21 protein-coding genes and 1 pseudogene are annotated in these 22,043 nt (G+C 55.2%); 15 read left to right on the plus strand and 7 right to left on the minus strand.

All coding sequences use genetic code 11. The features are described from left to right. The first annotated feature begins 92 nt into the window (after positions 1-92). The 5 genes from ELY38_RS11170 to ELY38_RS11190 are packed head-to-tail and all read left to right on the plus strand — an operon-like array spanning position 93 to position 5,586. Entirely contained in the window at positions 93-911 is an 819-nt protein-coding gene (locus ELY38_RS11170; protein WP_127062253.1) for a CoA transferase subunit A, read from the plus strand. Next, positions 911-1,684, plus strand: coding sequence for a CoA-transferase subunit beta (locus ELY38_RS11175; RefSeq protein ID WP_127062255.1), 774 nt, complete (start codon positions 911-913; stop codon positions 1,682-1,684). The genes ELY38_RS11170 and ELY38_RS11175 overlap by 1 nt, the downstream gene beginning before the upstream one ends. Positions 1,685-1,694: 10 nt before the next feature. Then, positions 1,695-2,897 carry a 3-oxoadipyl-CoA thiolase gene (pcaF, locus tag ELY38_RS11180; protein WP_127062257.1) on the plus strand — a complete coding sequence of 401 codons (1,203 nt, stop codon included), beginning with the start codon at positions 1,695-1,697 and terminating at the stop codon, positions 2,895-2,897. Between the two features lie 10 nt (positions 2,898-2,907). After that, the gene (locus ELY38_RS11185) at positions 2,908-4,077 is read left to right on the plus strand and encodes an alpha/beta fold hydrolase (protein ID WP_127062259.1); all 1,170 of its coding nucleotides are present in this window, start codon (positions 2,908-2,910) and stop codon (positions 4,075-4,077) included. A 57-nt stretch (positions 4,078-4,134) separates the two neighbouring features. Beyond that, a complete protein-coding gene (locus tag ELY38_RS11190; RefSeq protein WP_127062261.1) occupies positions 4,135-5,586 on the plus strand; it encodes an aldehyde dehydrogenase in 1,452 nt (483 codons plus the stop codon). Between the two features lie 93 nt (positions 5,587-5,679). Here the strand turns inward: ELY38_RS11190 and ELY38_RS11195 are convergent, their stop codons facing one another. Then, positions 5,680-6,372 (minus strand): LysR substrate-binding domain-containing protein, encoded by a 693-nt coding sequence (locus ELY38_RS11195; protein WP_246009134.1) that lies wholly within the window; start codon positions 6,370-6,372, stop codon positions 5,680-5,682. Positions 6,373-6,420: 48 nt separating this feature from the next. Beyond that, a pseudogene (locus ELY38_RS19415) lies at positions 6,421-6,594 on the minus strand (helix-turn-helix domain-containing protein); the annotation flags it as partial. Positions 6,595-6,694: 100 nt separating this feature from the next. On the opposite strand from ELY38_RS19415, the gene mdlC reads away from it, so the two are divergent. From mdlC to pcaG, 5 genes are all read left to right on the plus strand, one after another. After that, complete coding sequence (gene mdlC, locus ELY38_RS11200) at positions 6,695-8,275, plus strand: benzoylformate decarboxylase (protein ID WP_127062264.1); 1,581 nt, start codon at positions 6,695-6,697, stop codon at positions 8,273-8,275. A gap of 62 nt (positions 8,276-8,337) precedes the next feature. Continuing rightward, the gene (locus tag ELY38_RS11205) at positions 8,338-9,354 is read left to right on the plus strand and encodes a TRAP transporter substrate-binding protein (protein ID WP_127062265.1); all 1,017 of its coding nucleotides are present in this window, start codon (positions 8,338-8,340) and stop codon (positions 9,352-9,354) included. Positions 9,355-9,424: 70 nt separating this feature from the next. Further along, entirely contained in the window at positions 9,425-10,363 is a 939-nt protein-coding gene (gene pcaQ, locus ELY38_RS11210) for a pca operon transcription factor PcaQ (RefSeq protein WP_127062267.1), read from the plus strand. A 138-nt stretch (positions 10,364-10,501) separates the two neighbouring features. After that, positions 10,502-11,224: a protocatechuate 3,4-dioxygenase subunit beta gene (gene pcaH, locus ELY38_RS11215; RefSeq protein ID WP_127062269.1), complete on the plus strand. Its 723-nt coding sequence runs from the start codon at positions 10,502-10,504 to the stop codon at positions 11,222-11,224. A 15-nt stretch (positions 11,225-11,239) separates the two neighbouring features. After that, positions 11,240-11,872: a protocatechuate 3,4-dioxygenase subunit alpha gene (gene pcaG / locus ELY38_RS11220; protein ID WP_422822331.1), complete on the plus strand. Its 633-nt coding sequence runs from the start codon at positions 11,240-11,242 to the stop codon at positions 11,870-11,872. Between the two features lie 96 nt (positions 11,873-11,968). On the opposite strand, the gene ELY38_RS11225 is transcribed toward pcaG, so the two are convergent. The 3 genes from ELY38_RS11225 to ELY38_RS11235 are packed head-to-tail and all read right to left on the minus strand — an operon-like array spanning position 11,969 to position 15,076. Beyond that, positions 11,969-12,994 (minus strand): TRAP transporter substrate-binding protein, encoded by a 1,026-nt coding sequence (locus ELY38_RS11225; RefSeq protein ID WP_127062271.1) that lies wholly within the window; start codon positions 12,992-12,994, stop codon positions 11,969-11,971. Between the two features lie 49 nt (positions 12,995-13,043). Next, entirely contained in the window at positions 13,044-14,012 is a 969-nt protein-coding gene (locus ELY38_RS11230) for a PDR/VanB family oxidoreductase (protein ID WP_127062273.1), read from the minus strand. Further along, entirely contained in the window at positions 14,009-15,076 is a 1,068-nt protein-coding gene (locus ELY38_RS11235; protein WP_127062275.1) for an aromatic ring-hydroxylating dioxygenase subunit alpha, read from the minus strand. Before ELY38_RS11235 ends, ELY38_RS11230 begins: the two co-directional genes overlap by 4 nt. Positions 15,077-15,220: 144 nt before the next feature. Here ELY38_RS11235 and ELY38_RS11240 point away from each other — a divergent pair, with 144 nt between their 5' ends. The 4 genes from ELY38_RS11240 to ELY38_RS11255 all read left to right on the plus strand — a co-directional run bounded on the left by ELY38_RS11240 (position 15,221) and on the right by ELY38_RS11255 (position 18,910). After that, complete coding sequence (locus tag ELY38_RS11240) at positions 15,221-15,886, plus strand: GntR family transcriptional regulator (protein WP_127062276.1); 666 nt, start codon at positions 15,221-15,223, stop codon at positions 15,884-15,886. Between the two features lie 182 nt (positions 15,887-16,068). Next, positions 16,069-17,100, plus strand: a complete 1,032-nt coding sequence (locus ELY38_RS11245) for a TRAP transporter substrate-binding protein (protein WP_127062278.1) — start codon at positions 16,069-16,071, stop codon at positions 17,098-17,100. A gap of 3 nt (positions 17,101-17,103) precedes the next feature. After that, the gene (locus ELY38_RS11250) at positions 17,104-17,631 is read left to right on the plus strand and encodes a TRAP transporter small permease (RefSeq protein ID WP_127062280.1); all 528 of its coding nucleotides are present in this window, start codon (positions 17,104-17,106) and stop codon (positions 17,629-17,631) included. Next, positions 17,621-18,910 (plus strand): TRAP transporter large permease, encoded by a 1,290-nt coding sequence (locus ELY38_RS11255; protein ID WP_127062282.1) that lies wholly within the window; start codon positions 17,621-17,623, stop codon positions 18,908-18,910. The genes ELY38_RS11250 and ELY38_RS11255 overlap by 11 nt, the downstream gene beginning before the upstream one ends. Positions 18,911-18,981: 71 nt before the next feature. Here the strand turns inward: ELY38_RS11255 and ELY38_RS11260 are convergent, their stop codons facing one another. Together ELY38_RS11260 and ELY38_RS11265 are read right to left on the minus strand one after the other, a co-directional pair. Then, complete coding sequence (locus ELY38_RS11260) at positions 18,982-19,569, minus strand: serine/threonine-protein kinase (RefSeq protein WP_127062284.1); 588 nt, start codon at positions 19,567-19,569, stop codon at positions 18,982-18,984. 173 nt (positions 19,570-19,742) lie between these two features. Beyond that, entirely contained in the window at positions 19,743-20,666 is a 924-nt protein-coding gene (locus ELY38_RS11265; protein ID WP_127062286.1) for a helix-turn-helix domain-containing protein, read from the minus strand. 142 nt (positions 20,667-20,808) lie between these two features. Here ELY38_RS11265 and pobA point away from each other — a divergent pair, with 142 nt between their 5' ends. Further along, a complete protein-coding gene (pobA, locus tag ELY38_RS11270; RefSeq protein ID WP_127062288.1) occupies positions 20,809-21,993 on the plus strand; it encodes a 4-hydroxybenzoate 3-monooxygenase in 1,185 nt (394 codons plus the stop codon). The last annotated feature ends 50 nt before the right edge of the window (positions 21,994-22,043 follow it).

Below are 22,043 nucleotides of genomic sequence, written 5' to 3' on the forward strand. Positions count from 1 at the left end.
CTTGTTCGTATAGAGGATCTATGTTCGCTTTACGAACAATTTGTTGATAGTTCACTAACAAGCATGCCAACGACCCGCTAAGAGGCACCCACATGGCCGAGTTTCTCAGCTTACATGACGCGGTAGCGCGCTACGTTCAAGACGGCGCTACCGTGGCCATGGAAGGCTTTACCCATCTGATTCCATTTGCCGCCGGTCACGAAGTGATCCGTCAGAAAAAGCGTGATCTGACGCTGATCCGCATGACTCCCGATATCATCTACGACCAGCTGATTGGCGCAGGCTGCGCTAAAAAAGTGATCTTCTCCTGGGGTGGCAATCCAGGTGTCGGGTCGCTGCATCGCCTGCGTGATGCCGTGGAGAAAGGCTGGCCGCATAAGATTGAGATTCTTGAGCACAGCCATGCGGCCATGGCCTGTGCATTTGAAGCGGGCGCGGCTGGCCTGCCACTGGCAGTGCTGCGTGGTTATGTGGGTAGTGAGCTGCCCAGCGTGAACGATCAGATCAAGTTCATTGAGTGCCCGTTTACCGGTGAGCGTCTGGCAGCGGTGCCGTCGGTGCGTCCTGATGTTTCCATCGTTCACGCCCAGCGTGCGGATCGCCAGGGTAATGTGCTGGTGGAAGGGATTGTTGGCGTACAGAAAGAGGCCGTGCTTGCGGCCAAGCACAGCATCGTCACGGTGGAAGAGATCGTTGACGATCTGAAAGCGCATCCTAACGCCTGTGTGATTCCTAGCTGGGCCATCAGTGCTGTGGCGGTGGCTGAAAAAGGCGCGCTGCCCTCTTACACCCACGGCTATTACGGCCGCAGCAACCGTTTCTACAAAGAGTGGGACGCCATCGCTCGCGATCGTGACACTTTCACCAAGTGGCTTGATGACAACGTCTACCGCGCAGAGGAGAACGCCTGATGAGCCTGGAATATACCTCTTCTGAAATGATGTCGGTGACCGCTGCGCGGGCGCTGGAAAATGGCACTACCTGTTTTGTAGGCATCGGGCTGCCCTCAGAGGCCGCTAACCTAGCGCGGCTAACACATGCGCCTGACGTGGTGCTGATTTACGAATCCGGCACGCTGCAAACCAAGCCCGATATTCTGCCGCTCTCCATCGGCGACGGCGAGCTGTGCGAATCAGCGCTGACGACTGTGGCAGTGCCCGAGATGTTTCGCTACTGGCTGCAGGGCGGCAAAGTGAACGTGGGATTTTTGGGTACCGCGCAAATCGATCGCTTTGCTAACCTTAACACGACGCTGATTGGTGACTACAAAGCACCTAAAGTACGCCTGCCGGGCGGCGGCGGCGCACCGGAAATTGCCACTAACGCGGGTGAAGTATTTATCACCCTGAAGCACTCGAAGCGGGCGTTTGTGAAAGATGTTGATTTCGTCACCACTCTGGGCTTTGGCCGTGATGGCAAAGGGCGCGATAACGTACCCAATATCGGCAAAGGCCCGACCCGCGTGATTACCGATCTGTGCGTGATGAAGCCCGACCCCGACACCAAAGAGCTTGTTGTGGTATCGCTTCATCCGGGCGTTAGCCGGGAGGACGTAATGGAGGCGACCGGCTGGGAAGTGCGTTTTGCCGCCCAGCTTGAGAGTACCCCTGAGCCCAGCGAAAAAGAGCTTGAGATCTTGCGCGAGTTGAAAGCCCGTACCGAACGCGCCCATGCGGGCGAATAAGGAGTTGGTCATGACAAACGTTTATTTATGCCACCCGCGACGCACCGCTATCGGTCGGTTTGGCGGCACGCTGGCAAGCGTGCGCCCCGATGATTTCGCCGCCACGATCTTCAAGGCAGTGCTAGCTGATGCGCCGGATCTCGATCCTGCCGCCATTGAAGAAGTATTTATGGGCTGCGCCAACCAGGCCGGTGAAGATAACCGCAACGTAGCACGCATGTCGTCGCTCCTGGCGGGCATTCCCACCTCGGTACCCGGCACGACCATGAACCGCCTGTGCGGCTCGGGTATGGACGCGGTAGGCACCGCATTTCGGGCAATTAAGGCTGGTGAAATGGAGCTGGCGCTGGCCGGCGGCGTGGAATCCATGTCCCGGGCGCCCTATGTGATGGGCAAAGCCGATAGCGCCTTCTCTCGCGGTCAGAAAATCGAAGATACCACTATCGGCTGGCGCTTTGTGAACCCGCTGATGAAGAAGGCGTTCGGGATCGACTCCATGCCGGAAACGGCGGAAAACGTCGCCGAACAGTTCAATATTTCCCGAGAAGATCAGGATGCCTTCGCGTTGCGCTCCCAGCAGAAAGCGGCCGCCGCACAGCAAGCCGGCCGGTTTGCTCAGGAAATCACCCCTATCGAAATACCTCGCCGCAAGCAGGAGCCACTGATTTTTGATCAGGATGAGCACTTGCGGGAAACCACGATGGAGAAGCTTGCTGCTTTGCCTACGCCCTTCCGTGAAGGCGGCAGCGTAACCGCTGGCAACGCCTCCGGCGTCAACGATGGCGCGGCAGCCATGCTGGTGGCCAGCGAGTCAGCGGTTAAACAGCACGGCCTAACGCCCATGGCCAAGATTATCGGTATGGCAACGGCTGGCGTTGAACCGCGCATCATGGGCTATGGCCCGGTACCGGCAGTCCAGAAACTGCTCAAGCGCACTGGCATTTCGCTTGATGAAATTGATGTCTTTGAGTTTAACGAAGCCTTTGCCGCCCAGGCACTGGCCTGCATGCGTGACCTAGGCCTTGAAGACGACGACCCACGGGTAAACCCCAACGGCGGTGGAATTGCCCTTGGGCATCCGCTGGGCATGTCCGGCGCACGCCTGCTGCTTACCGCTGCTCATGAGCTGCAAAACAGCGGCAAACGCTACGCGCTGTGCACCATGTGCGTGGGCGTAGGCCAAGGTATTGCCACACTGATCGAGCGCGCTTAACGGAGGTAGTATGGCTTTTCATACCATCAATGGACGCAGCGTGGCCTACCGGCTGTTGGGTACTCAAGGTAATCCACTGGTCGTGCTGGCGCATCCCTTGGGCATGAGCCAGGCCGTGTGGGACGATGTTATCCCTGCGCTGCTTCCCCGCTACCGGGTGTTGACTTGGGATCTTCCCGGCCACGGGGCCAGTCAGGCGGTGAGCAGCTCACAGGTCACGCCTGCGGATCTGGCCGGCGAGGCCTTGGCACTGGCAGAGCTTGCGGGTGACGAGCGCTTTCATTTTGTCGGCACTTCCATTGGTGGCGTGATCGGCCAACAGTTGATAGCCGAGCACAGTGACCGTTTGCTCTCCGCGACGCTTACCAATACCGGCGCGATCATCGGCACGCCTGATTTATGGAACACCCGCGCTGGCCGTGTGCGTCAGGAAGGCCTCGCGGCCATGGCCCAGGAGATCGTACCGCGCTGGTTTGCCCAGGCGACGTTCGAGGCAAATCCCGCGCTTAAGGCGGGCTGGTGCACCCAGATGGGGCGAGGTGATGACGAATCCTACGCCCAGCTATGCGAGATGTTGGGCCGCGAGACGTTTACCGGGCAGCTGTCCGGCAAGCCAGTCAAGGTGCAACTATTCGGCGGCAGTGAAGACCTTGCGACACCGACCGCGACGCTTGAGGCGCTGGCGGAAGAACTTGATGGCGCGCCGCTGGAGATTTTTGATGGCGTGGGGCACGTGCCATCGGTCGAGGCGCCAGCACGCTTTGCGCAGAAGCTTCTGAGTGTCATGGCGGCGGACCTGGGCGATGTGGCGAACCAAGGCGTGGCGTATGCCACCGGCCTGCAAACCCGTAAGCAGGTGCTGGGCGAGGAGCATGTGGCGCGCTCAACCGCTAATGCAAACAGTCTGGATACCCCTTTCCAGCAGATGATCACGCGCTTGGCTTGGGGCGAACTGTGGAGCAATGACGACCTGACCCGCCGTGAGCGCAGCATGATCACCACGGGAATTCTCGCTGCTCTGGGGCGTGAAGAGTTGACGCTGCACTTGAAAACCGCCAAGCGTATAGGTCTGACCGAAGCCGAGCTTCGCCAGGTACTCATGCATGTGGCAATTTACGGCGGTGTACCGGCGGCCAACCATGCCTTTGCCTTGGCCAAAGAGCTGGGCTGGGGTGAATGATCGATTAGTTGTCGGCTGAACACTAATAACAATTCATACATTAATCGGAGCCATGCCATGACGTCAGTTCAATTATTAATCGACGGCCAGCAGTGTCTTGCTTCAGATAGCGCCACCTTCAAGCGCTGCAATCCGCTGAGTGGCGAAACGGTCTCTCAAGTGGCGGCGGCCTCGCTTGAAGATGTCAATCGGGCTATCGAAGCGGCTCACGGCGCTTTCAAGTCCTGGTCTCGGACGGGCCCAGGCGAGCGCCGGGCGAAGTTGACCAAGGCCGCTGAGCTGATGGAGTCACGCCAGCAGGCGTTCATCGATGCCATGGTGGATGAAACGGGCGCTACCCCGGGTTGGGCAGGCTTTAATGTCATGGTGGCGGCGAACTTGTTGCGTGAATCGGCTGCCTTAACCACACAAATACAGGGCGATATTATCCCCTCCAACGTGCCTGATAGCCTGGCCATGGGCATTCGCGTACCGTGCGGCGTGGTGGTCGGTATCGCCCCGTGGAACGCACCTATCATACTGGGTACGCGGGCCATTGCCGGGCCATTGGCGTGTGGTAACAGCGTTATACTGAAAGCATCAGAAATGTGCCCGAATACGCACGCGCTGATTGGGCAGGTGCTGCACGATGCGGGCCTGGGTAACGGCGTTGTTAACGTTATCCATAATCAGCCCGAGCAAGCATCAAGTGTGGTTGGCGCATTAATAGAGCATCCGGCGGTTCGTCGTATCAATTTTACCGGCTCTACAACGGTTGGGCGAATTATTGCGGAGAAAGCCGCCAAGCACCTTAAACCCGTACTGCTAGAGCTTGGCGGTAAGGCACCTTTTCTGGTGCTTGACGATGCCGATATTGACGCAGCGGTTGAAGCGGCCGCTTTCGGCGCCTTCTTCAATCAGGGGCAAATCTGCATGTCGACCGAGCGCTTGATCGTAGATGAAGCCGTTGCCGATGAGTTTGCCGAGAAGTTGGCGGCCAAAGCGAAGACACTGACAGCGGGAGATCCTCGTGCAGAAGGCAATGTACTGGGGACGCTCATCAACCAGGAATCTGGTCATAAGCTCAACGAACTGATCGATGACGCCCTCAGCAATGGCGCCCGCTTAGGCTCTGGAGGAAAGGCTGAAGGTGTCGTGATGCAGCCAACGCTGGTGGATAACGTCACAAAGGCAATGCGGCTTTATTCGGAAGAGTCCTTTGGTCCTGTGGTCGCCATGATTCGCGTCAAGGGTGAAGAGGAGGCCATTCGCGTTGCCAATGATAGCGAGTACGGCCTTTCAGGCGCCGTGTTTACCCGCGATAGCGCACGCGGGCTGCGGGTTGCTGGGCGAATTGAAACTGGCATCTGTCATATCAATGCGCCAACGGTACACGACGAGCCGCAAATGCCGTTTGGTGGCGTAAAAAGTAGCGGTTACGGACGCTTCGGTGGTAAGGCGGTCATCGAGGAGTTCACGGAACTGCGCTGGATGACGCTGCAAACCGGCCCGCGTCACTATCCTATCTAGCGCGATAACGGAGGACAAAAATGGCGCTCCAGAGCGCCGTTTTTATTCAATACAAAAAATAATAAAAGTGAGCTGACGTCGCTCTTTGGGTAGCTATATCGTTTGGGCTGACGTCACAGCTTTGATAATGGTGTCGCAAAACCAGCGTTGCGATGGCGCGCTGCTGGTTTGCGCATGCCAGTGAAGGGCCACACTGAAACTTGGAACTTCAAAGGGTAGTTCGTGTATTTTAAGCAAGTGATCTTCAAAGCTGGCCGCAATTTGAAGAGGCAATATGGCGATAAGATCGCTGCCATGCAGGATTTGTGGCAAGACGGAAAAATGCGCCAGTGACAAGCTCACTTTTCGCTGAATACCCCGCAGCTCCATCACTTCTTCAACAAGATCGTGCCCCGACGAGGAGGAGATGGATACATGTCGTCCACGGGTAAACTGTTCAATACTTAAGCCCTTATCAGCTAAGTCATCAGCAGCAAGGTAATGCTCATTGAGTAAACAGACATAGCGGTCATTCAACAGCACGTGCTTTTGAATATTTGCGCCGTTTAACGGACGGCTACAAATAACGGCATTAACCTTGCCCGCCATCAACCATTCCTGGGCTTTTGCAATTTCCAGTGGCACCACCTCCAGCTCAGCCTGGGGTGCCTGCGCATAAAAAAGATTTAAAATAGCCGGCAGCAACGCCATTTCACCTAGATCGGTTAGCGCCAAGCGGAAACGCAGCTTGCAATGGGCGGGCGTAAAATGGCGGCTACTCTCTATCGTGTCGTTAACCTGGCGCAAGGCCTCTTTTAGTGAAGGGTATAGCTGGTGCGCCACGGTAGTAGGCTCCATGCCCCGTGAAGTGCGCACAAAAAGCCGGTCATTGAACAGCTCTCTTAACCGATTTAAAGCGTAGCTGACCGATGGCTGGGTAACATATAGTTGCTCGGCTGTTTGAGTAACGCTGCCCGTTTCAAACAGTATCAGGAAGGTACGGATAAGATTAAGGTCAGTGTGGGCCACGATATAGATCTCATTTATTCTAAATAGAAATATTATTGATTTGATCAATTATAGTAACGGCAGCTAGCGTGGAAAGAAGAAATCCAATAAGGAACTGACCATGCCAAGCGTACACGCCACGACCTACTCGCTTTTACGCCGACAGGGAATCACCACTATCTTTGGTAATCCTGGATCCAATGAATTGCCCTTTCTTAAAGGTATGCCGAACGACTTTCAGTACGTTCTCGGGCTTCATGAAGGCGTGGTGGCAGGTATGGCGGACGGCTATGCACTCTCCAGCGGAAAGCCCGCTTTTGTGAACCTGCATGCCGCGGCAGGTACGGGAAATGCCATGGGGGCGCTGACCAACGCTTGGTATTCCCATTCCCCCCTCGTGATTACCGCCGGACAGCAGGCACGCTCGATGATCGGCGTCGAGTCAATGCTTGCCAACGTTGATGCACCGCAGCTTCCCAAACCGCTCGTCAAGTGGAGCTATGAGCCTGCCTGTGCCGAAGATACGCCGCGGGCATTGAGCCAGGCGATCCATAGCGCCAGCTTACCGCCACGCGGGCCGGTCTATGTCTCCATTCCGCACGATGACTGGGAACGCGATGCTGGTGAAGATGCAGCGCTTCTGCTTGAGCGTGACGTGGTACATGCCGGCGTTCCAAGCGCTGCGCAAATTGAGCAACTGGTTAAGCGTCTTCAGTCAGCCGCTCGTCCAGTGCTGGTATTAGGACCAGATGTGGATGCCCAGCAGGCGAACGAGCTGGCTGTGGCATTGGCTGAGCGGCTAAAAATGCCGGTATGGGTCGCTCCTTCGGCATCACGCTGTCCTTTCCCGACCCGCCATCCCTGTTTTCGTGGCGTACTGCCTGCCGCCATTGCCGGTATTACCGAGCAGCTGGAAGGTCAAGACCTCATTGTGGTGGTAGGCGCGCCCGTATTCCGTTATCACAAATACGCGCCAGGGCGGTACCTGCCTGAGGGCGCAAGCTTGCTGCACATTACAAGTGACGCAGATGAGGCGGCTAGGGCCCCCATGGGAGAGGCGTACGTGGGCGATGTCCACGCGATACTAACCGCGCTACTGGCTCAGATCGAAGAGAGCGACCGGAAAATGCCGGAACCTCTACCGGCGCCTCAGCGCGTGCAAGACGCCGATGGCCAGCTGGCACCTGCCAACGTGTTTGAGCTTTTAAACAAGATGGCGCCCGAAGACGCCATTTATGTCAAAGAATCCACCTCAACGGTGGAAATTTTCTGGGAGCGCGTTGAAATGCGTTATCCGGGAAGCTACTTCTTTCCGGCAGCCGGAGGGCTTGGCTTTGGCCTACCAGCGGCGCTTGGCGTGCAGCTTGCCAAGCCGGAGCGTCAGGTGATCGGCGTCATCGGTGATGGGTCAGCGAACTACGCCATCACGGCGTTATGGAGCGCTGCTCAATACCGTATTCCGGTGGTTTTTATCATCCTTAAAAACGGTACTTACGGTGCGCTAAGAGGCTTTGCCCGACATATGCAGGTGGAGGATGCGCCGGGGCTTGATGTGCCAGCCATTGATTTCTGCGCCGTGGCGCAAGGCTACGGCGTGCAAGCGCTCTTTGCCGATTCCCAGGAGCGTCTGGCGGATGCTCTATCCAAAGGTCTAAGCATGAACGAGCCTTTATTGATAGAGGTTCCGACACTCCAAACCTAGGCCTTAAAACATCGCTTATGTCGTAACACCCTATTCAACAAAGATAATAAGAGGACGAACTTATGAAACGCGCCATCTCCCAAAGCCTGCTTCTAGCGTCTGTCGCCACCGTATCTTTTAGCGCACACGCCGAAACGCTAAGAATGTCCCATTTCTGGCCGTCGGCTTCCGCAGTGCATCAGGAAATTTTTGAAGCGTGGGCAAGTAGCGTCGAGGAAGCCTCCAATGGTGAGCTTGAAGTACAGATATTCCCTTCCGGGACGCTCAGCAAGCCGGATCACGCATATCAAGGCGTGGTTGACGGTATTTCTGATATCGCTGCGTCGCTTCAAGGCTATACCTCAGGGCGCTTTCCGCTATCTGAAATAGTGCAGCTACCAGGCGTCTCCAGTAGTGCTCCTCAAGGCTCCTGTATTCTGCAAAAGATGTACGATGATGAGCTGATCGCGAGCGAGTATGAGGACGTCAAAGTGCTCTTTTTATTTACAACAGGGCCAGCTTACCTACATACACGTAACGCTGATATTCAGTCGCCAGCAGATTTAAGTGGGCTGCGTATCCGTCGCCCGAGCGATGTTGCAGGAGAGATGCTTTCGAGTCTGGGCGCCGACCCGTTGGGCATGCCGGCGCCCGATATCTATACGTCGCTTCAGCGCGGCGTCATGGATGGCTTGAGCTTTCCCTGGGAGGCGATGCGGGTTTTTGGTATCAACGAGTTGGTCAATTACCATCTGGAAGTGCCCTACTACTCAGGGGCGGTGATGGCGGTGATGAATCGCGGCGCCTACGAAGGCCTGTCTGACGAAATGCGCGAGGTGATCGACCGGCACAGCGGCATGGAGTGGTCGCAGATTGCCGGTGGGGTCTATCACCGTCTGGATGCGGTAGGCCGTGAAGAGGCGCTGGAGCAAGGTGATACCATTCACACAGTAGAAAATCCTTTAAATGATCCCGAATGGTCAGGCCCACTTGAAGAGGGCACCGAGCGTTACTTGGCGCGCCTGGAGGAGCGAGGCTTGAATAATGCACGGGATATCTACGAACACGCGTTAAGCTTGCGAGAAGAGTGTGCGGAGTAAATTAAACGATTTCCTTGTGAGCGCGAATCGGCGAAGGTAGCGTCTTCTGTTTTGCTGATAATAGAAAGCCATGCTCAACGCCCGTATCAAACTACGCCACTTGATGGCCTTTCTCGAAGTCGCCAAGCGGCGCAGCTTTGCCCGCGCCGCTGAGGCGCTGGCGATTACACAACCGGGGATCTCCAAAGCGATACGCGAGCTTGAGGAGATTTTGCAAACGCCACTTTTCGAGCGCACTTCGCAAGGGGTGTCGCTCACCCAGGCGGGCTTGACGCTGCTGCGCCATGCAGGCCCAGCCATGCGGGCGCTGGACGAAGGTGTCAGTGCTATCGGTGATGCGCATCATGGTGGACGCTGGCTGCGCATAGGAGCGCTATCCACCGTCGAGAGCCGTCTGTTGCCTGTGGCGATACAGCGCTGGCACAGTGCGTCAGCGGCTGGCCAGCACGATACCAGCGTCTCGGTAGTAACCGGCGCCAGTGCCTATCTACTTTCACGCTTGCGCCTAGGCGAGCTTGATATGGTGGTAGGGCGGATGACCGAGGCGCGGGAAATTGGCGATCTCTATTTTGAACATCTTTATTATGAACCGCTGGTTATCGTGGCACGCAGCGGTCATCCGCTTGCCCAGGTAACGCCGGTAGCCGCGAGCCAGCTCATCGCCTATCCCTGGGCAGTGCCACCCCCGCAAACCACGCTGCGCCAACAGGTGGACAGCTTTTGTGTACGCCATGCCATTACGCTACCGCCGCTGTTGCTGGAGACGCTCTCGCTGCCGGTCAGCTATCGCTACACGCTGGAGAGCGACGCGCTCTGGATAGCCCCGCGGGAAGCGGTGATCGAAGAGCTGGAGAGAGGTCTGCTCAAAGAGCTCGCATTGCCGTTTGAGGCGCAGGGAGGATCTGTCGGCATTTGCACGAACGTGAGTATGACGAAATCGCTGACCCGCGACGCTTTTTGCGAAACGCTACGCCAAGTGGCGGCAGAGCGCATTATACCAAGGTCTTAAAGGCAATAACCTATAGGTTATGAGCGAGAACGACTCTTCAATTGGCATGAATGAAGCAACGCGTCACACTTGATGAGTGAAAGCGCAAAGGGGGCAAGCGCCGCCCAATGCTTACCTCGCCATAAAGAGCATTTCGCCATGCAATCTAATCATAATCGCTTTGTGACCCGTGACCGTAACTGGCATCCGCCCGCCTATGCCCCTGGCTATAAAACTTCTATTGCGCGTTCGCCCCAGCAGGCGTTGATGAGCATGCAGCAGCCCACTGCTTCTGAGCTGACAGGGCCTGATTTCAGCCATCTGCGGATGGGGTCCTATGATAACGACCTGCTGATGAACTTCACGCAAGGCGAAGGGCTGCCTCAGGGTGAACGGATCATCTTGTTTGGCCGCGTGATGGACCAGTTTGGCAAGCCGGTACCCCATACGCTGGTAGAGATGTGGCAGGCCAATGCGGGTGGGCGCTATCGCCATAAGAAAGATGCTTACTTGGCACCGCTGGACCCTCACTTTGGTGGCGTGGGCCGCTGCTTGACCGACGATCAGGGTTTTTACCGTTTTCGGACCATCAAGCCAGGCCCCTACCCCTGGCCGAATGATGTAAATAGCTGGCGGCCGGCGCATATTCATGTCTCGGTCATGGGGCCGTCTATCTCTTCTCGGCTGATCACGCAAATGTACTTTGAGGGGGACCCACTGATTCCGCTATGCCCCATCGTGCACACGCTGAAAGACCCCGAAGCCGTGGAGACGATGGTCGGCCGCCTGGATATGGCTAACAGCAAGCCGATGGATTGCTTGGCTTACCGTTTTGACATTGTGGTGCGCGGCGAGCTGCAAACCTATTTTGAAAACCAATAAGGCAGGGGATTGATGATGAAACAGCCTAACACCCAGCCGATGAGCGAATTGATGTTGCGTGAAACCGCCTCGCAAACCGCCGGACCTTACGTGCATATTGGTTTGGCGCTGGCCGCGGCCGGTAACCCCGAGCGCGACGAAGAGATCTGGAGCGAAATGGTCAAGCCTGATGCTTCAGGAGAGCATATCGAGGTTGTGGGCACCGTTATTGATGGTAATGGTGATCTGGTGCGCGATGCCTTCCTGGAAGCGTGGCAGGCCGATGCGGAAGGGAATTACCAGTCCGATTACGATCTACGTAAGCCATTTAATAGTTTCGGGCGGACCGCCACCACCTTTGATCACGGCAGTGAGTGGTCACTAAAGACCATCAAGCCAGGTGCCGTTGTGCACCCTAACGGCAAGCTGATGGCGCCGCACATCAACCTGGCGATATTTGCCCGTGGCGTGAATATCCACCTGCAAACGCGTCTCTATTTTGACGATGAGGTTGAGGCCAACCGCGAGTGTCCGGTGCTTTCGCGGGTTGAGTCAGACAATCGTCGCCAGACGTTGATCGCCAAGCGTGAAGAGGCCGGCGGCGTCATCCGCTATCGCTTTGATATTCGCTTGCAAGGGCCAGGGGAGACGATCTTTTTCGATTTCTGACGCTCACCCAATGGATGAAAAGCAGTAAGTAAAAAGCGCCGGTTTTGAGTCCGGCGCTTTTTGGTTAGCGGCGATCAAGCGCAAAGGGCCACCTTGCTAGGCGTTGGTAACCGCGCACTCTTCTTTCAAACCCATCGCCGCATCGTAGATCTCTCTGGCATTACCCCCTACCTCGTTTAGGTAGTTATCGATGGTTTCCTGCAATACCGGGCCCCAATCGGGGTCGTTAAGTGCGTCTTCGATAACGATGAACTCATGCCCTGCCTCTTCAGCCTCTTGTCGGCCTTGCGCGATCAGCGTGTCGTAGACCTCGGCGGCGCGCATCGACCACTCCATACCACTATGTTCATCGATCACCTGCTGAAGCTCTGCGGAGAGGTTCTCGTAGTTACGCTGGTTCATGACCGCGAACAGCGACAAATCGTAGAGAGGCACTTCGGTATGGTAATGCGCCAGCTCGTTGAGACGGAACGTTTTCATCCCTTCCCAGTTGAAGCTCAGGCCATCCACGACGCCACGCTGCATTGACGTAAATACATCCGGGGCGGGCATGCCGACGGCCTGTGCGTCGAGCCGCTCCATCATATCGCCCACCAAGGGTGTGGGCCTGCGCAGGCGTAAACCGGCCAAGTCGTCAGGTGTTTCGATCAACTTGTCTTTGGTATGCAGATAACCCGGGCCCGTGGTGAAGAAGAATAGCGGATGGGTGTCGGCATACTCTTGCTCCAGGTGGCCCTGCTCAAAAAGCGACTGCAGAATACACGCCCCCTCGCGAGCGCTTGATGAGACACCGGGTAGCTCAACGATCTGGGTTAACGGAAATCGGCCGGCCGTGTAACCCTGGGCGGACGCACCGACATCAGTGATGCCGCGCGTCGTGCTTTCGTATGTCTGTGCCGACTTGGCCAGCGTTTGGCTGGGAAACACTTCGACGTTAAGTTGGCCGTCGGAGGCTTCGTTTACGCTCTTCGACCATGCCTGGAAAAGCGCACTATCGATCATTGAACCGCCGGGCCATACATGCGCTAAGCGCAGCGTTGTCTGGGCTTGGGAGACAGCTGGCAACAAAACGAGCGCGCTGAGCAGCGCGGCTTGGGTCACGGTTGTCTGGGATTTTTTCATTGTAGTTATCCTTTGGACTATCAAATAGGCTATTACCGTTGTTGGCGTATCATAGATCCAGCACAAGTACTTTGCTTTTAGAGCGTGAACAGCAAGGCGTGAACTGGTCATTGGCGGCGTGCTCGTGATCCTCTAGGTAAAGATCTCGGTGATCCGGCTCGCCCTCCAACACACGCGTTAAACACGTACCGCATACCCCTTGTTCACAGGAAACCATCACCTCAATGCCATTCTCTGAGAGAACTTGATGAACTGTTTTATCGGCGGGCACGGTAAAGCTTTCGCCACTGCTGGCGATACGCACTTCGAAACTGCCGTCTTGTGAACTGTCGATTTCGGCCCCGCTGAAATACTCGGTGTGCACCTGGTCGTTAGGCCAGCCATTCGCTTTGCAGGTAGTCATGACTGCATCAATGAAGCCTTTAGGCCCGCAGACATAGACGCGGGTATCAGCATCTGGCTGACCAAGCAGGGTATCGAGATTCAGATGCTGGCTTGGCTCGCCATCATCGAAGTGGAAGTGAACCTGCGCGGCAAAGTCGGCCTCAACAAGGCGTTGATAAAAAGCGGTCCTCTCCCTGGAACGCGTGCAGTAATGGAGCTCGAAGGCGCCATCAGTGTGCGCTAAGCGTTCGGCCATGCAGAGCAGTGGTGTAATACCAATGCCGCCTGCCAGCAGTACAATGCGCTGGGCGGGCTTGAGCGGAAAGTGATTTTTAGGCGCGCTGATCTGCACAAGATCGCCAATCTGTATCTCATCGTGCATGGCGCTAGAGCCGCCGCGTGAAGCGGGGTCGCGCAGTACCCCAATCAAGTAGCGGTCACGCTCGTCTGAGTGGTTGCAGAGTGAATATTGACGGATAACGCCGTCTTTAACGCGCACATCAATATGCGCACCCGCGCTAAAGGCCGGTAATTCCCGGCCATGCGGGTCAGCTAGCTCGAAGACCACAATATCCAAGGCTTCATCGTAACGCGCGATGACCTCGACAATGAGAGAAGGCGATGTATGGGTCATGCATTAGCTCCTGCCTCAGATGTCTCGCGCTCCTCGGTGAGAATGCGGTCAATGATTCGGCGCGCCTGCACACCACCACCGTCGATATTGAGCTTTAACAGCTGGCGATCCGGGTAGCGTAAAAGGTTGCGCTGCTGCGCCTCGAGCATGTCCAGGTCTTCGGCAAAAATCTTGCCTTGACCCTCGCGGATTTTCTCGGTCAGCTCCTGATCCTCGGGTTTGAAATTGCGCGCCATCCCCCAGAAATACCAGATGGAGGTATCTGATTCAGGAGTAATAAAATCCACCACCACGCTTGAGGCTTTCTTGTCCGCTGGCGCATCAGCGCCGCCGTTGCCAGCATGTGCGACGCCGACTTCGATCAATACATGGCTAGGTGGGGTGAAGCGGCAAACCTGCCAGCGATCCACCGGCACGTCATCGGCCAAGCCGTTGCCGCGTAGCGCTGTCTGCCAGAAAGGCGGCGCTGGAATATTCTCCATTTGGCGGCTGGTAATGACTTCATCGCCGTTTACCTTCGTATCGGGTGCTGCCTCCTCGATTTCCGGCTGTCCGATACTGGAGGCATGAACGTACGTCTCATGGGTTAAATCCATGAGATTATCGATCATGAGTCGATACTCACACTGGATATGGTAGAGCCCGCCGCCATACGCCCAATCGGGGTTGTTCGCCCACTCAAGCTCTGGAATGAGGTTAGCGTCCGCTTTATCGGGATCGCCAGGCCAGAGCCAGATAAAACCATGGCGTTCCTCAACAGGGTACGATTGCACGCTGGGGAAGCCTCGAACACGTTGACCAGGCATGCTGTCGCACTTGCCGCTGCAGTTCATCTCAAGGCCATGGTAGCCGCATACCAGCTTGCCATCGCGCACAAAACCTAAGGAGAGCGGCGCCCCACGGTGGGGGCAGAAGTCTTCCATGGCAGCGACGCGGCCTTCATCACCGCGGAAGAAAACGAGTTGCTTGTTGCAAATGGTTCTTCCTAGTGGTTTATCGGCGAGTTCATCGGGAGTACAGGCAACGTACCATGTGTTTAGCGGGTAGGGGGCTTGCTGAGTCACGGGGCACTCCTTATTGAAATTTGTTATTGGTTTTTCTTTCTTTTGGATCCAAAGTAAAGGCTATAGGGGTTTTTATCGTCAACCTAGACTTTGGTGTAGGGTATTAATTAAACACCCCAATGTTATGAAAATGAGAGAAGACAAATGAGCAGCAGCAATCAAAACGTAGCCAGCCAACTGCGCAAGTTGATTGAGGATGGTCACTATCCCCAAGGGGAGCGGTTAGGTGAAGAGGCCGTTGCAGAGCAGTTGGGGATATCAAGAACCCCGGTGCGCTTGGCATTCCGTACGCTTGAACAAGAAGGGCTGCTTAAGCGTGCGGGCAAGCGTGGCTTTATGGTACGTGAATTTACCGATGCGGATGTGCACTGTGCTGTGGAGGTGCGTGGAGTGCTTGAGGGCCTCGCCGCACGGCGTTTGGCGGAACACGGCGTGTCTAGCCAGCAGCGTGAGGAATTTGAATTTTGGATCCATAAAGGTAGGGAAGTGCTTGATAAGGGATATTTGGTTGAAGAGGATATTCAAAGCTGGATAGAGCTTAACTGGCATTTTCACGAGCTAATTGTGTGCTCGGCCGGTAGCGGCGTTATCGCCGATGCCATTTCACGCAATAACCATCTGCCTTTTGCGGCGGCTGCTTCCATCGTAATTGATAAAGGTAAGCTCTCGCATGAGTACCGCAAGCTTCAGCTTGCCCAACTCCATCATGAGCTTATTTTTCAATCGCTTGTAAATGGTGAAGGGGCACGTGTCGAGATGTTAATGCGCGAGCATGCGCTAATTGGGATCCGCTACTCGGAACTTCTTTGATACCGGTGCTCTTTATATCGTATAAAGCCAAAATTAAATACGGGTTGGAAAGTTATAAAGAAGGTTGATGTAGACCAAGGTCGATTGGCTCTATGGCGGCGAGTGGATTAAGGTTGGCTCAGTAAAACGAACTAATATTCGTTATGCGAACAAACGCATGCTTAAGGCTCGGAGTCTTCCCCATGAAAACAAAATTAACTCAGTGTGTGCTGGCAGCCGCCATTGCAGGTCTATCGATGAGTGCGGCTCAGGCTTCGACGACCTTACGTATGGCTCACTTCTGGCCAGGAGCATCAGGTGTCAACGAAGATATCCTACAAGTATGGGCCGATACGATTGCTGAAGAATCCGGTGGCGATCTAGCCGTTCAGATGTTCCCTTCGGGCACGCTAGCCAAGCCCGACTCCATTTACGAAGCAGCCGCCAATGGCATCGCTGATATCGGTGCAACAGCGCAGGGCTACACGGCTGGCCGCTTCCCTCTTTCGCAGATTGTTGAACTCCCCGGTGTGGCAAGTTCAGCCACCCAGGGCGCTTGTGTGCTGCAAACTCTTTACGACGATGGTCATCTGGATAGCGAATACGAAGATACGCGTCCGTTGTTCATGTTCACTACCGGACCGGGCGGTATTCACACTATTGGTACCGATGTTCAAACACCTGCTGATCTAGAAGGGCTACGTATCCGTCGTCCCACGGCGGTTGCCGGCCAAATGTTGGAGAACATGGGCGCAAGCCCCGTAGGTATGCCAGCGCCGGATATTTATACCGCCATGCAGCGTGGCGTTATTGATGGTTTGAGCTTTCCCTGGGAGGGCCTAAAGGGCTTTCGTATCAACGAGCTGGTGAGCTACCACACAGAAGTGCCGTTTTATACGCTAGTGTTTGTTGCCACCATGAACCAGCGTACTTATGAGCGTTTATCTCCCGAGCAACAAGCGGTGATCGACAACAACTCCGGCATGAAGTGGGCAGAAAAAGCCGGTGCCGTGTTTGACCGTCTTGATGTAGAAGGTAAACAGGAAGCCGTTGACGCGGGCCATACCATTCGTGAAATCGAAAACCCGCTTGAGAACCCTGACTGGCAGGGCCCGCTGGAAGCAGGTATCGAAATCTACCTCAGCGAGCTGGAAGGGCGTGGTTTGAGCCAGGCACGTGAGGTCTATGAGGCGGCGTTAGCAGCCAGCGCCTCTTGCGCCGGTTCGCAGGAGTAATTGATGCAGACCTACCTAGAGAGGGCCAGCCATTGGCTGGCCTTACTATGCCGCTGGGTCGCGGGTGTGGCATTGGTGGCGCTTTTATTAGTAACCATTGCGGATGTGAGCACGCGTTATCTTTATCGTTTAACGGAAGGCGCCATAGCGCTACGCGTGAGTGGAAGCGTGGAGCTGGTGAGCTACTTGATGCTCTGTTCATTGCTGGCCGCTATGGCGGCCAACGTGGAAAAGAGCCAGGTTGTTGTGGAGGCACTGTCCCATAGCCTTCCTCAGTGGATAAAAAACCGGCTTCACGGTGTTTATCTAATTGGTTTTGCAGCGTTAGGGCTGGTGCTGTTTACAGGACTTCTGGATTCAGCGGCGGCTGCTTCGCGCCATGGCGAGGTCACCCAGGATTTGCGCCTACCGATGGGCCCAATCTACTACGCCGCAGCAGTACTTAGCTTGCTGTTAGGCGTGAGAAGCGCGCTGCACGCCCTTTTGGGAGCGCTGTTTGGCGTCGAAGGAGAGGTTTCCAATGGGGAGTGAAATGATAGGGGCCATAGGCCTCGGTCTGCTGTTGGTGCTAATGGTACTGCGCGTACCTGTTGCCCTGACCATGCTATTGATTGGTGTGGGTGGCTTTGCCTGGGTGATCAGTTGGAGTGCAGCGATTGCCCAGCTAAAAACGGTGCCTATAGAGGTGCTTTCCAATTACAGTTTCAGCGCTGTACCCATGTTCATCTTGATGGGGGTACTGGCGGCGCACTCGGGCATGGCGGGTAAGCTTTTTGATGCCACGCGCACCATCTGTGGTGGATGGAAAGGTGGTCTGGCTATTGCGGCAGTAGGCTCGTGCGGCGTCTTTTCGGCGATTTCAGGTTCCTCGCTGGCGACGGCCAGCACCATGACGCGTGTGGCGCTTCCCGAAATGGAGCGCTATGGTTACAACCGTGGCCTGGCCACCGGTGCGCTGGCCGCTGGCGGCACGCTAGGCATCATGATCCCTCCCAGTATTGCCCTGCTGATCTACGCCATACTCACCGAGCAATCGGTGGGCGACATGTTCATGGCGGGGTTGATTCCGGGGTTGATGGGGCTTGTCATGTACGCGCTGACGGTAACCGTTGTCATGCGGTTGCGCCCCTCGCTGGCGGTGGCAGGTGAGCCTACTTCGTGGCGAGCCAAGTTGGGCTCAATATCGGGACTAATTCCCTTCTTCGCCGTTTTCCTGGTGATGATACTAGGCATCTACTTTGGTCTTTTCACACCTACAGAAGGGGCAAGTGTCGGGGCTTTCGCTACGCTGCTCTATGCGCTCTTCAAAGGTATGCGCTGGGTAGGCTTGTGGCGAAGCGTTCAGGAGACGTTGGCGCTTTCTGCTGTCGTCTTTTTCATGCTGGTAGGCGCTGAAACGCTTGGCTACTTTATTTCTGTATCGCGTATTTCTTTTTCGATTAGCGACTTTTTGTATGGAACGGAGATGACGCCTATCGTCATCGTACTATGCATCCTGCTACTCTATTTTGTCCTTGGCATGTTCATGGACTCGATCGCGATGCTGGTCATTACTGTGCCGGTGGTCTTCCCGATTATTCAGGCGCTGGGCATTGATCCCGTATGGTTCGGGATTATTACGGTATTAACGGTCGAGCTTGGGTTGATTACGCCGCCTGTAGGCATGAACGTGTTTGTCATCAAGGCAATGGCACCACACGTTGGGCTAGGCGAGATATTTAAAGGTGTGGCACCCTTTATCGTAGCCGATTTTATTCGTTTGGCGTTGCTGATAGCGTTTCCTGTGCTCAGCACGTTCTTCTTGCTGTAGAGAATTGATCTCTTGGCGGTTCGGTACGGCTAATGCGCCTTATGCATTAGCCGCCATTTGAATAAAGGCCCTTAAAAATAGGATTCAAGTCTTTCACGCAGCTGCGAACAATAGGTAGCGCTCTCGATTCGGCTATTGGCCAGCATGTTTTCCAGCAGCGCTGCACGTTTTTTTGAGGATGAAGGCAGTGCCTTAATATGGGTATCGATCCAGATAAGGCGCTGTTGATCGTCCATTAACAGATTATCCAGATGCAGGTCGCGGTGATAATAGCCCGCCTTGGCGAGCTGAATGACCTGCAAGCTCAATGTCTCGATAAACGAATAACGGCCAGCCTCATCCAGCGTTTCAAAATAGACGCTGCCAGTCACACAGTTTTCTATATGCTTCATGGCATACAGCGAACCCAGAGGGTTCAGGAAATTAAGCGCCACACCGTAACAGCGTACATCTACCGTGTGTTGGCCTAGCTGCTCAAGGATACGGCGGCTAGCGAATTCCTTGCGTGCATCGTAGGTGCCTGCTAAGCGCTTGGAAATAATGTCGCGCCCCAACCAGCGCCAGAAATGCTCTTTAGGGGAGTATTTGTCCCGCACCAACTTAAACAGCGTGCCTGACTGCGCTTGAACGTAGAAGTGGCTGTTGCTTTGGCTATCCATAGGTGGCATTGACTCCAAGCCGTGCAAGCTCAATTGAGGCTCATTTTGAGTTCGGCGGATCAAGTACCAGTAAGGTCGTTCAGGAAAGAGAAAGCGTTGCAGCTTTTTATACATTTTAAACCTTGGTATTAAAATTCAACGCTTGCGTTATTTAACACTAAAGCGATAACGGGCTAGCCGCCGGCCTGAAGTGTTGCTTCATTGACATGCCCTGTTTGGCGCTGACGAAACTCGCGCGGCGCCATGGCGGTATTGCGCTTGAAAAAGCGCGTGAAGTAGGCCGGCTCAGAAAACCCAAGGCTATCGGCAATTTGAGCAATTGTCATGTTGGTATAGGTAAGCTGGCGTTTGGCTTCCAGAAGAATTCTCTCATGAAGCATTTGCAGGGCGCTAAGGCCCACCATTTTCCGACACAGTAAATTAAGGTGGGCGCTGCTGATATCAAGCTGTCTGGCGAAGTCTTCGATACTGGGCTGCTCCCGGTAGCGCTGCTCGATCAGCGTTTGGAATTGCTCAAGGTGCTGGCGCCCTTTCTCACGCCGCTGAGGCCCCAGACGCTTAACGCTGGCCTGAGCAGGCACCACCAGGCGCTCCAGCTCTATCGTCAGTACCTGGGTTAACGCTTCAAGCAGCTGGTTTCGGCCCAGTGCAGGATAGCGATACTCCTGATCGATCTGGGCGACCAACTTGGCAATGCGCGTTGTGCTATGGGTAGAAGCCAGGCGATAAAAATCGGCTTTCTTTAATACTTTTCCGTCATTCAAGGCGCTATGCAGATGATCCGCTAACGGTTTTGCCAAGGTAATAATGTGGCCTTGTATGTCTGAAGAGAAGAGAAAACCATGAATCGTCATGGCGGGCACAATGATGGCTGCCATGCCCTGTAGCTGATGGCTGGTGCCTTCCAGCTCTAGCTCAACGCTTCCTTGGCTAATAAAGAGAATATGCACAAGGTCGGCATGCCGGTGTGGGCGAATACGCCAGTCATGCAGGTGGCTGCGCTCTGGAATTGACTCGCAGTGCAGAAGATCTGGAGTGGGCCAATGCTGCGTCTCACCGTAGAGCTTGAAGACGGGAACGACGGCGGTTGATGACATGGCTACCTTAACTTTCAGTATGCGACTAAGGTTGAGGAAAGATACGCTAAAAGTCCAAAAAGTAATCCGTATACTGCCTTATTATGCCTGTCGTTTCATTGAAAAATACAAGAATAAACGATAGATAATGAAAAGGTGGCCCATGAAAACTCAGGTTGCAATTATAGGCGCAGGCCCTTCTGGGCTACTGCTAGGCCAGCTACTGCATCATCAAGGCATTGATAACGTGATTGTAGAACGCCGCTCGGGGGAGTACGTGCTGAGCCGTATCCGCGCCGGAGTGCTTGAGCAGGGCATGGTAGATCTGCTGCGTGAAGCAGGCGTCGCTCAGCGTATGGATGCGGAGGGCCTGCCTCACGATGGTTTTGAGCTGGCGTTTGATAACCGCCGTGTACGTGTCGCGCTGGATGAGCTGACCGGCGGCAGCAAGGTCATGGTTTACGGCCAAACGGAAGTAACGCGAGATTTAATGGCTGCGCGTGAGGCCGTAGGCGCCACGACCATTTACGAAGCTGGAAACGTTCAGCCTCACGCCCTGGACAGCGATTGCCCTTATATTACATTCGAGAAAGACGGCGAAACCGTGCGCCTGGATTGCGACTATATTGCCGGCTGCGATGGCTATCATGGTGTGTCGCGTCAATCGATTCCCAAAGAGCGCATCAAGGAATTCGAGAAGGTGTATCCGTTTGGCTGGCTAGGCGTGTTATCGGACACGCCGCCGGTTTCTGATGAGCTGATTTACGCCCGTCATGATCGAGGTTTCAGCCTGTGCAGCATGCGCTCCGCTACCCGCAGTCGTTACTACCTGCAGGTTCCGCTGGATGAGAAAGTGGAAAATTGGTCAGACGAGCGCTTTTGGGAGGAGTTAAAGCGCCGCTTGCCAAAAGAAGTAGCCAACAAGCTGGTGACCGGGCCGTCAATCGAGAAGAGCATTGCACCGCTACGTAGCTTTGTCGTTGAGCCTATGCAGTACGGCCGGCTGTTTCTGGTCGGCGATGCGGCGCATATTGTACCGCCTACGGGGGCCAAGGGCCTTAATCTGGCGGCCAGTGATGTAAATACGCTCTATCGGTTAATGGTGAAGGTCTACCAGGAAGGCCGTACGGATTTGATTGAGCGTTATTCACAAACCTGCCTGAAGCGCATCTGGAAGGCGGAGCGTTTTTCCTGGTGGATGACGTCCATGCTGCACACTTTTTCAGACCAGGATGATTTCAATAGCCGCTTGCAGCTGGCTGAACTGGACTACGTGACGAGCTCAGAGGCGGGACTCACGACCATCGCGGAGAACTATGTCGGCTTGCCCTACGAGCCGCTGGAATAACCGTTGGCTACTTTTAGATCTACCTTCTAGCCCAGGCATGCCTGGGCTTT

This window comes from Vreelandella nanhaiensis (genome assembly GCF_003990185.1).
GTDB lineage: Bacteria > Pseudomonadota > Gammaproteobacteria > Pseudomonadales > Halomonadaceae > Vreelandella > Vreelandella nanhaiensis.

Coding starts and splice junctions, on each gene's coding strand:
- pobA (WP_127062288.1), top strand. CDS start 20,809: ATGAAAACTCAGGTTGCAATTATAGGCGCAGGCCCTTCTGGGCTACTG.
- pcaQ (WP_127062267.1), top strand. CDS start 9,425: ATGCTCAACGCCCGTATCAAACTACGCCACTTGATGGCCTTTCTCGAA.
- ELY38_RS11240 (WP_127062276.1), top strand. CDS start 15,221: ATGAGCAGCAGCAATCAAAACGTAGCCAGCCAACTGCGCAAGTTGATT.
- ELY38_RS11175 (WP_127062255.1), top strand. CDS start 911: ATGAGCCTGGAATATACCTCTTCTGAAATGATGTCGGTGACCGCTGCG.
- ELY38_RS11250 (WP_127062280.1), top strand. CDS start 17,104: ATGCAGACCTACCTAGAGAGGGCCAGCCATTGGCTGGCCTTACTATGC.
- ELY38_RS11205 (WP_127062265.1), top strand. CDS start 8,338: ATGAAACGCGCCATCTCCCAAAGCCTGCTTCTAGCGTCTGTCGCCACC.
- pcaH (WP_127062269.1), top strand. CDS start 10,502: ATGCAATCTAATCATAATCGCTTTGTGACCCGTGACCGTAACTGGCAT.
- ELY38_RS11265 (WP_127062286.1), bottom strand. CDS start 20,666: ATGTCATCAACCGCCGTCGTTCCCGTCTTCAAGCTCTACGGTGAGACG.
- ELY38_RS11255 (WP_127062282.1), top strand. CDS start 17,621: ATGGGGAGTGAAATGATAGGGGCCATAGGCCTCGGTCTGCTGTTGGTG.
- ELY38_RS11245 (WP_127062278.1), top strand. CDS start 16,069: ATGAAAACAAAATTAACTCAGTGTGTGCTGGCAGCCGCCATTGCAGGT.
- ELY38_RS11225 (WP_127062271.1), bottom strand. CDS start 12,994: ATGAAAAAATCCCAGACAACCGTGACCCAAGCCGCGCTGCTCAGCGCG.
- ELY38_RS11170 (WP_127062253.1), top strand. CDS start 93: ATGGCCGAGTTTCTCAGCTTACATGACGCGGTAGCGCGCTACGTTCAA.
- mdlC (WP_127062264.1), top strand. CDS start 6,695: ATGCCAAGCGTACACGCCACGACCTACTCGCTTTTACGCCGACAGGGA.
- ELY38_RS11230 (WP_127062273.1), bottom strand. CDS start 14,012: ATGACCCATACATCGCCTTCTCTCATTGTCGAGGTCATCGCGCGTTAC.
- ELY38_RS11190 (WP_127062261.1), top strand. CDS start 4,135: ATGACGTCAGTTCAATTATTAATCGACGGCCAGCAGTGTCTTGCTTCA.
- pcaG (WP_422822331.1), top strand. CDS start 11,240: ATGAAACAGCCTAACACCCAGCCGATGAGCGAATTGATGTTGCGTGAA.
- pcaF (WP_127062257.1), top strand. CDS start 1,695: ATGACAAACGTTTATTTATGCCACCCGCGACGCACCGCTATCGGTCGG.
- ELY38_RS11185 (WP_127062259.1), top strand. CDS start 2,908: ATGGCTTTTCATACCATCAATGGACGCAGCGTGGCCTACCGGCTGTTG.
- ELY38_RS11260 (WP_127062284.1), bottom strand. CDS start 19,569: ATGGATAGCCAAAGCAACAGCCACTTCTACGTTCAAGCGCAGTCAGGC.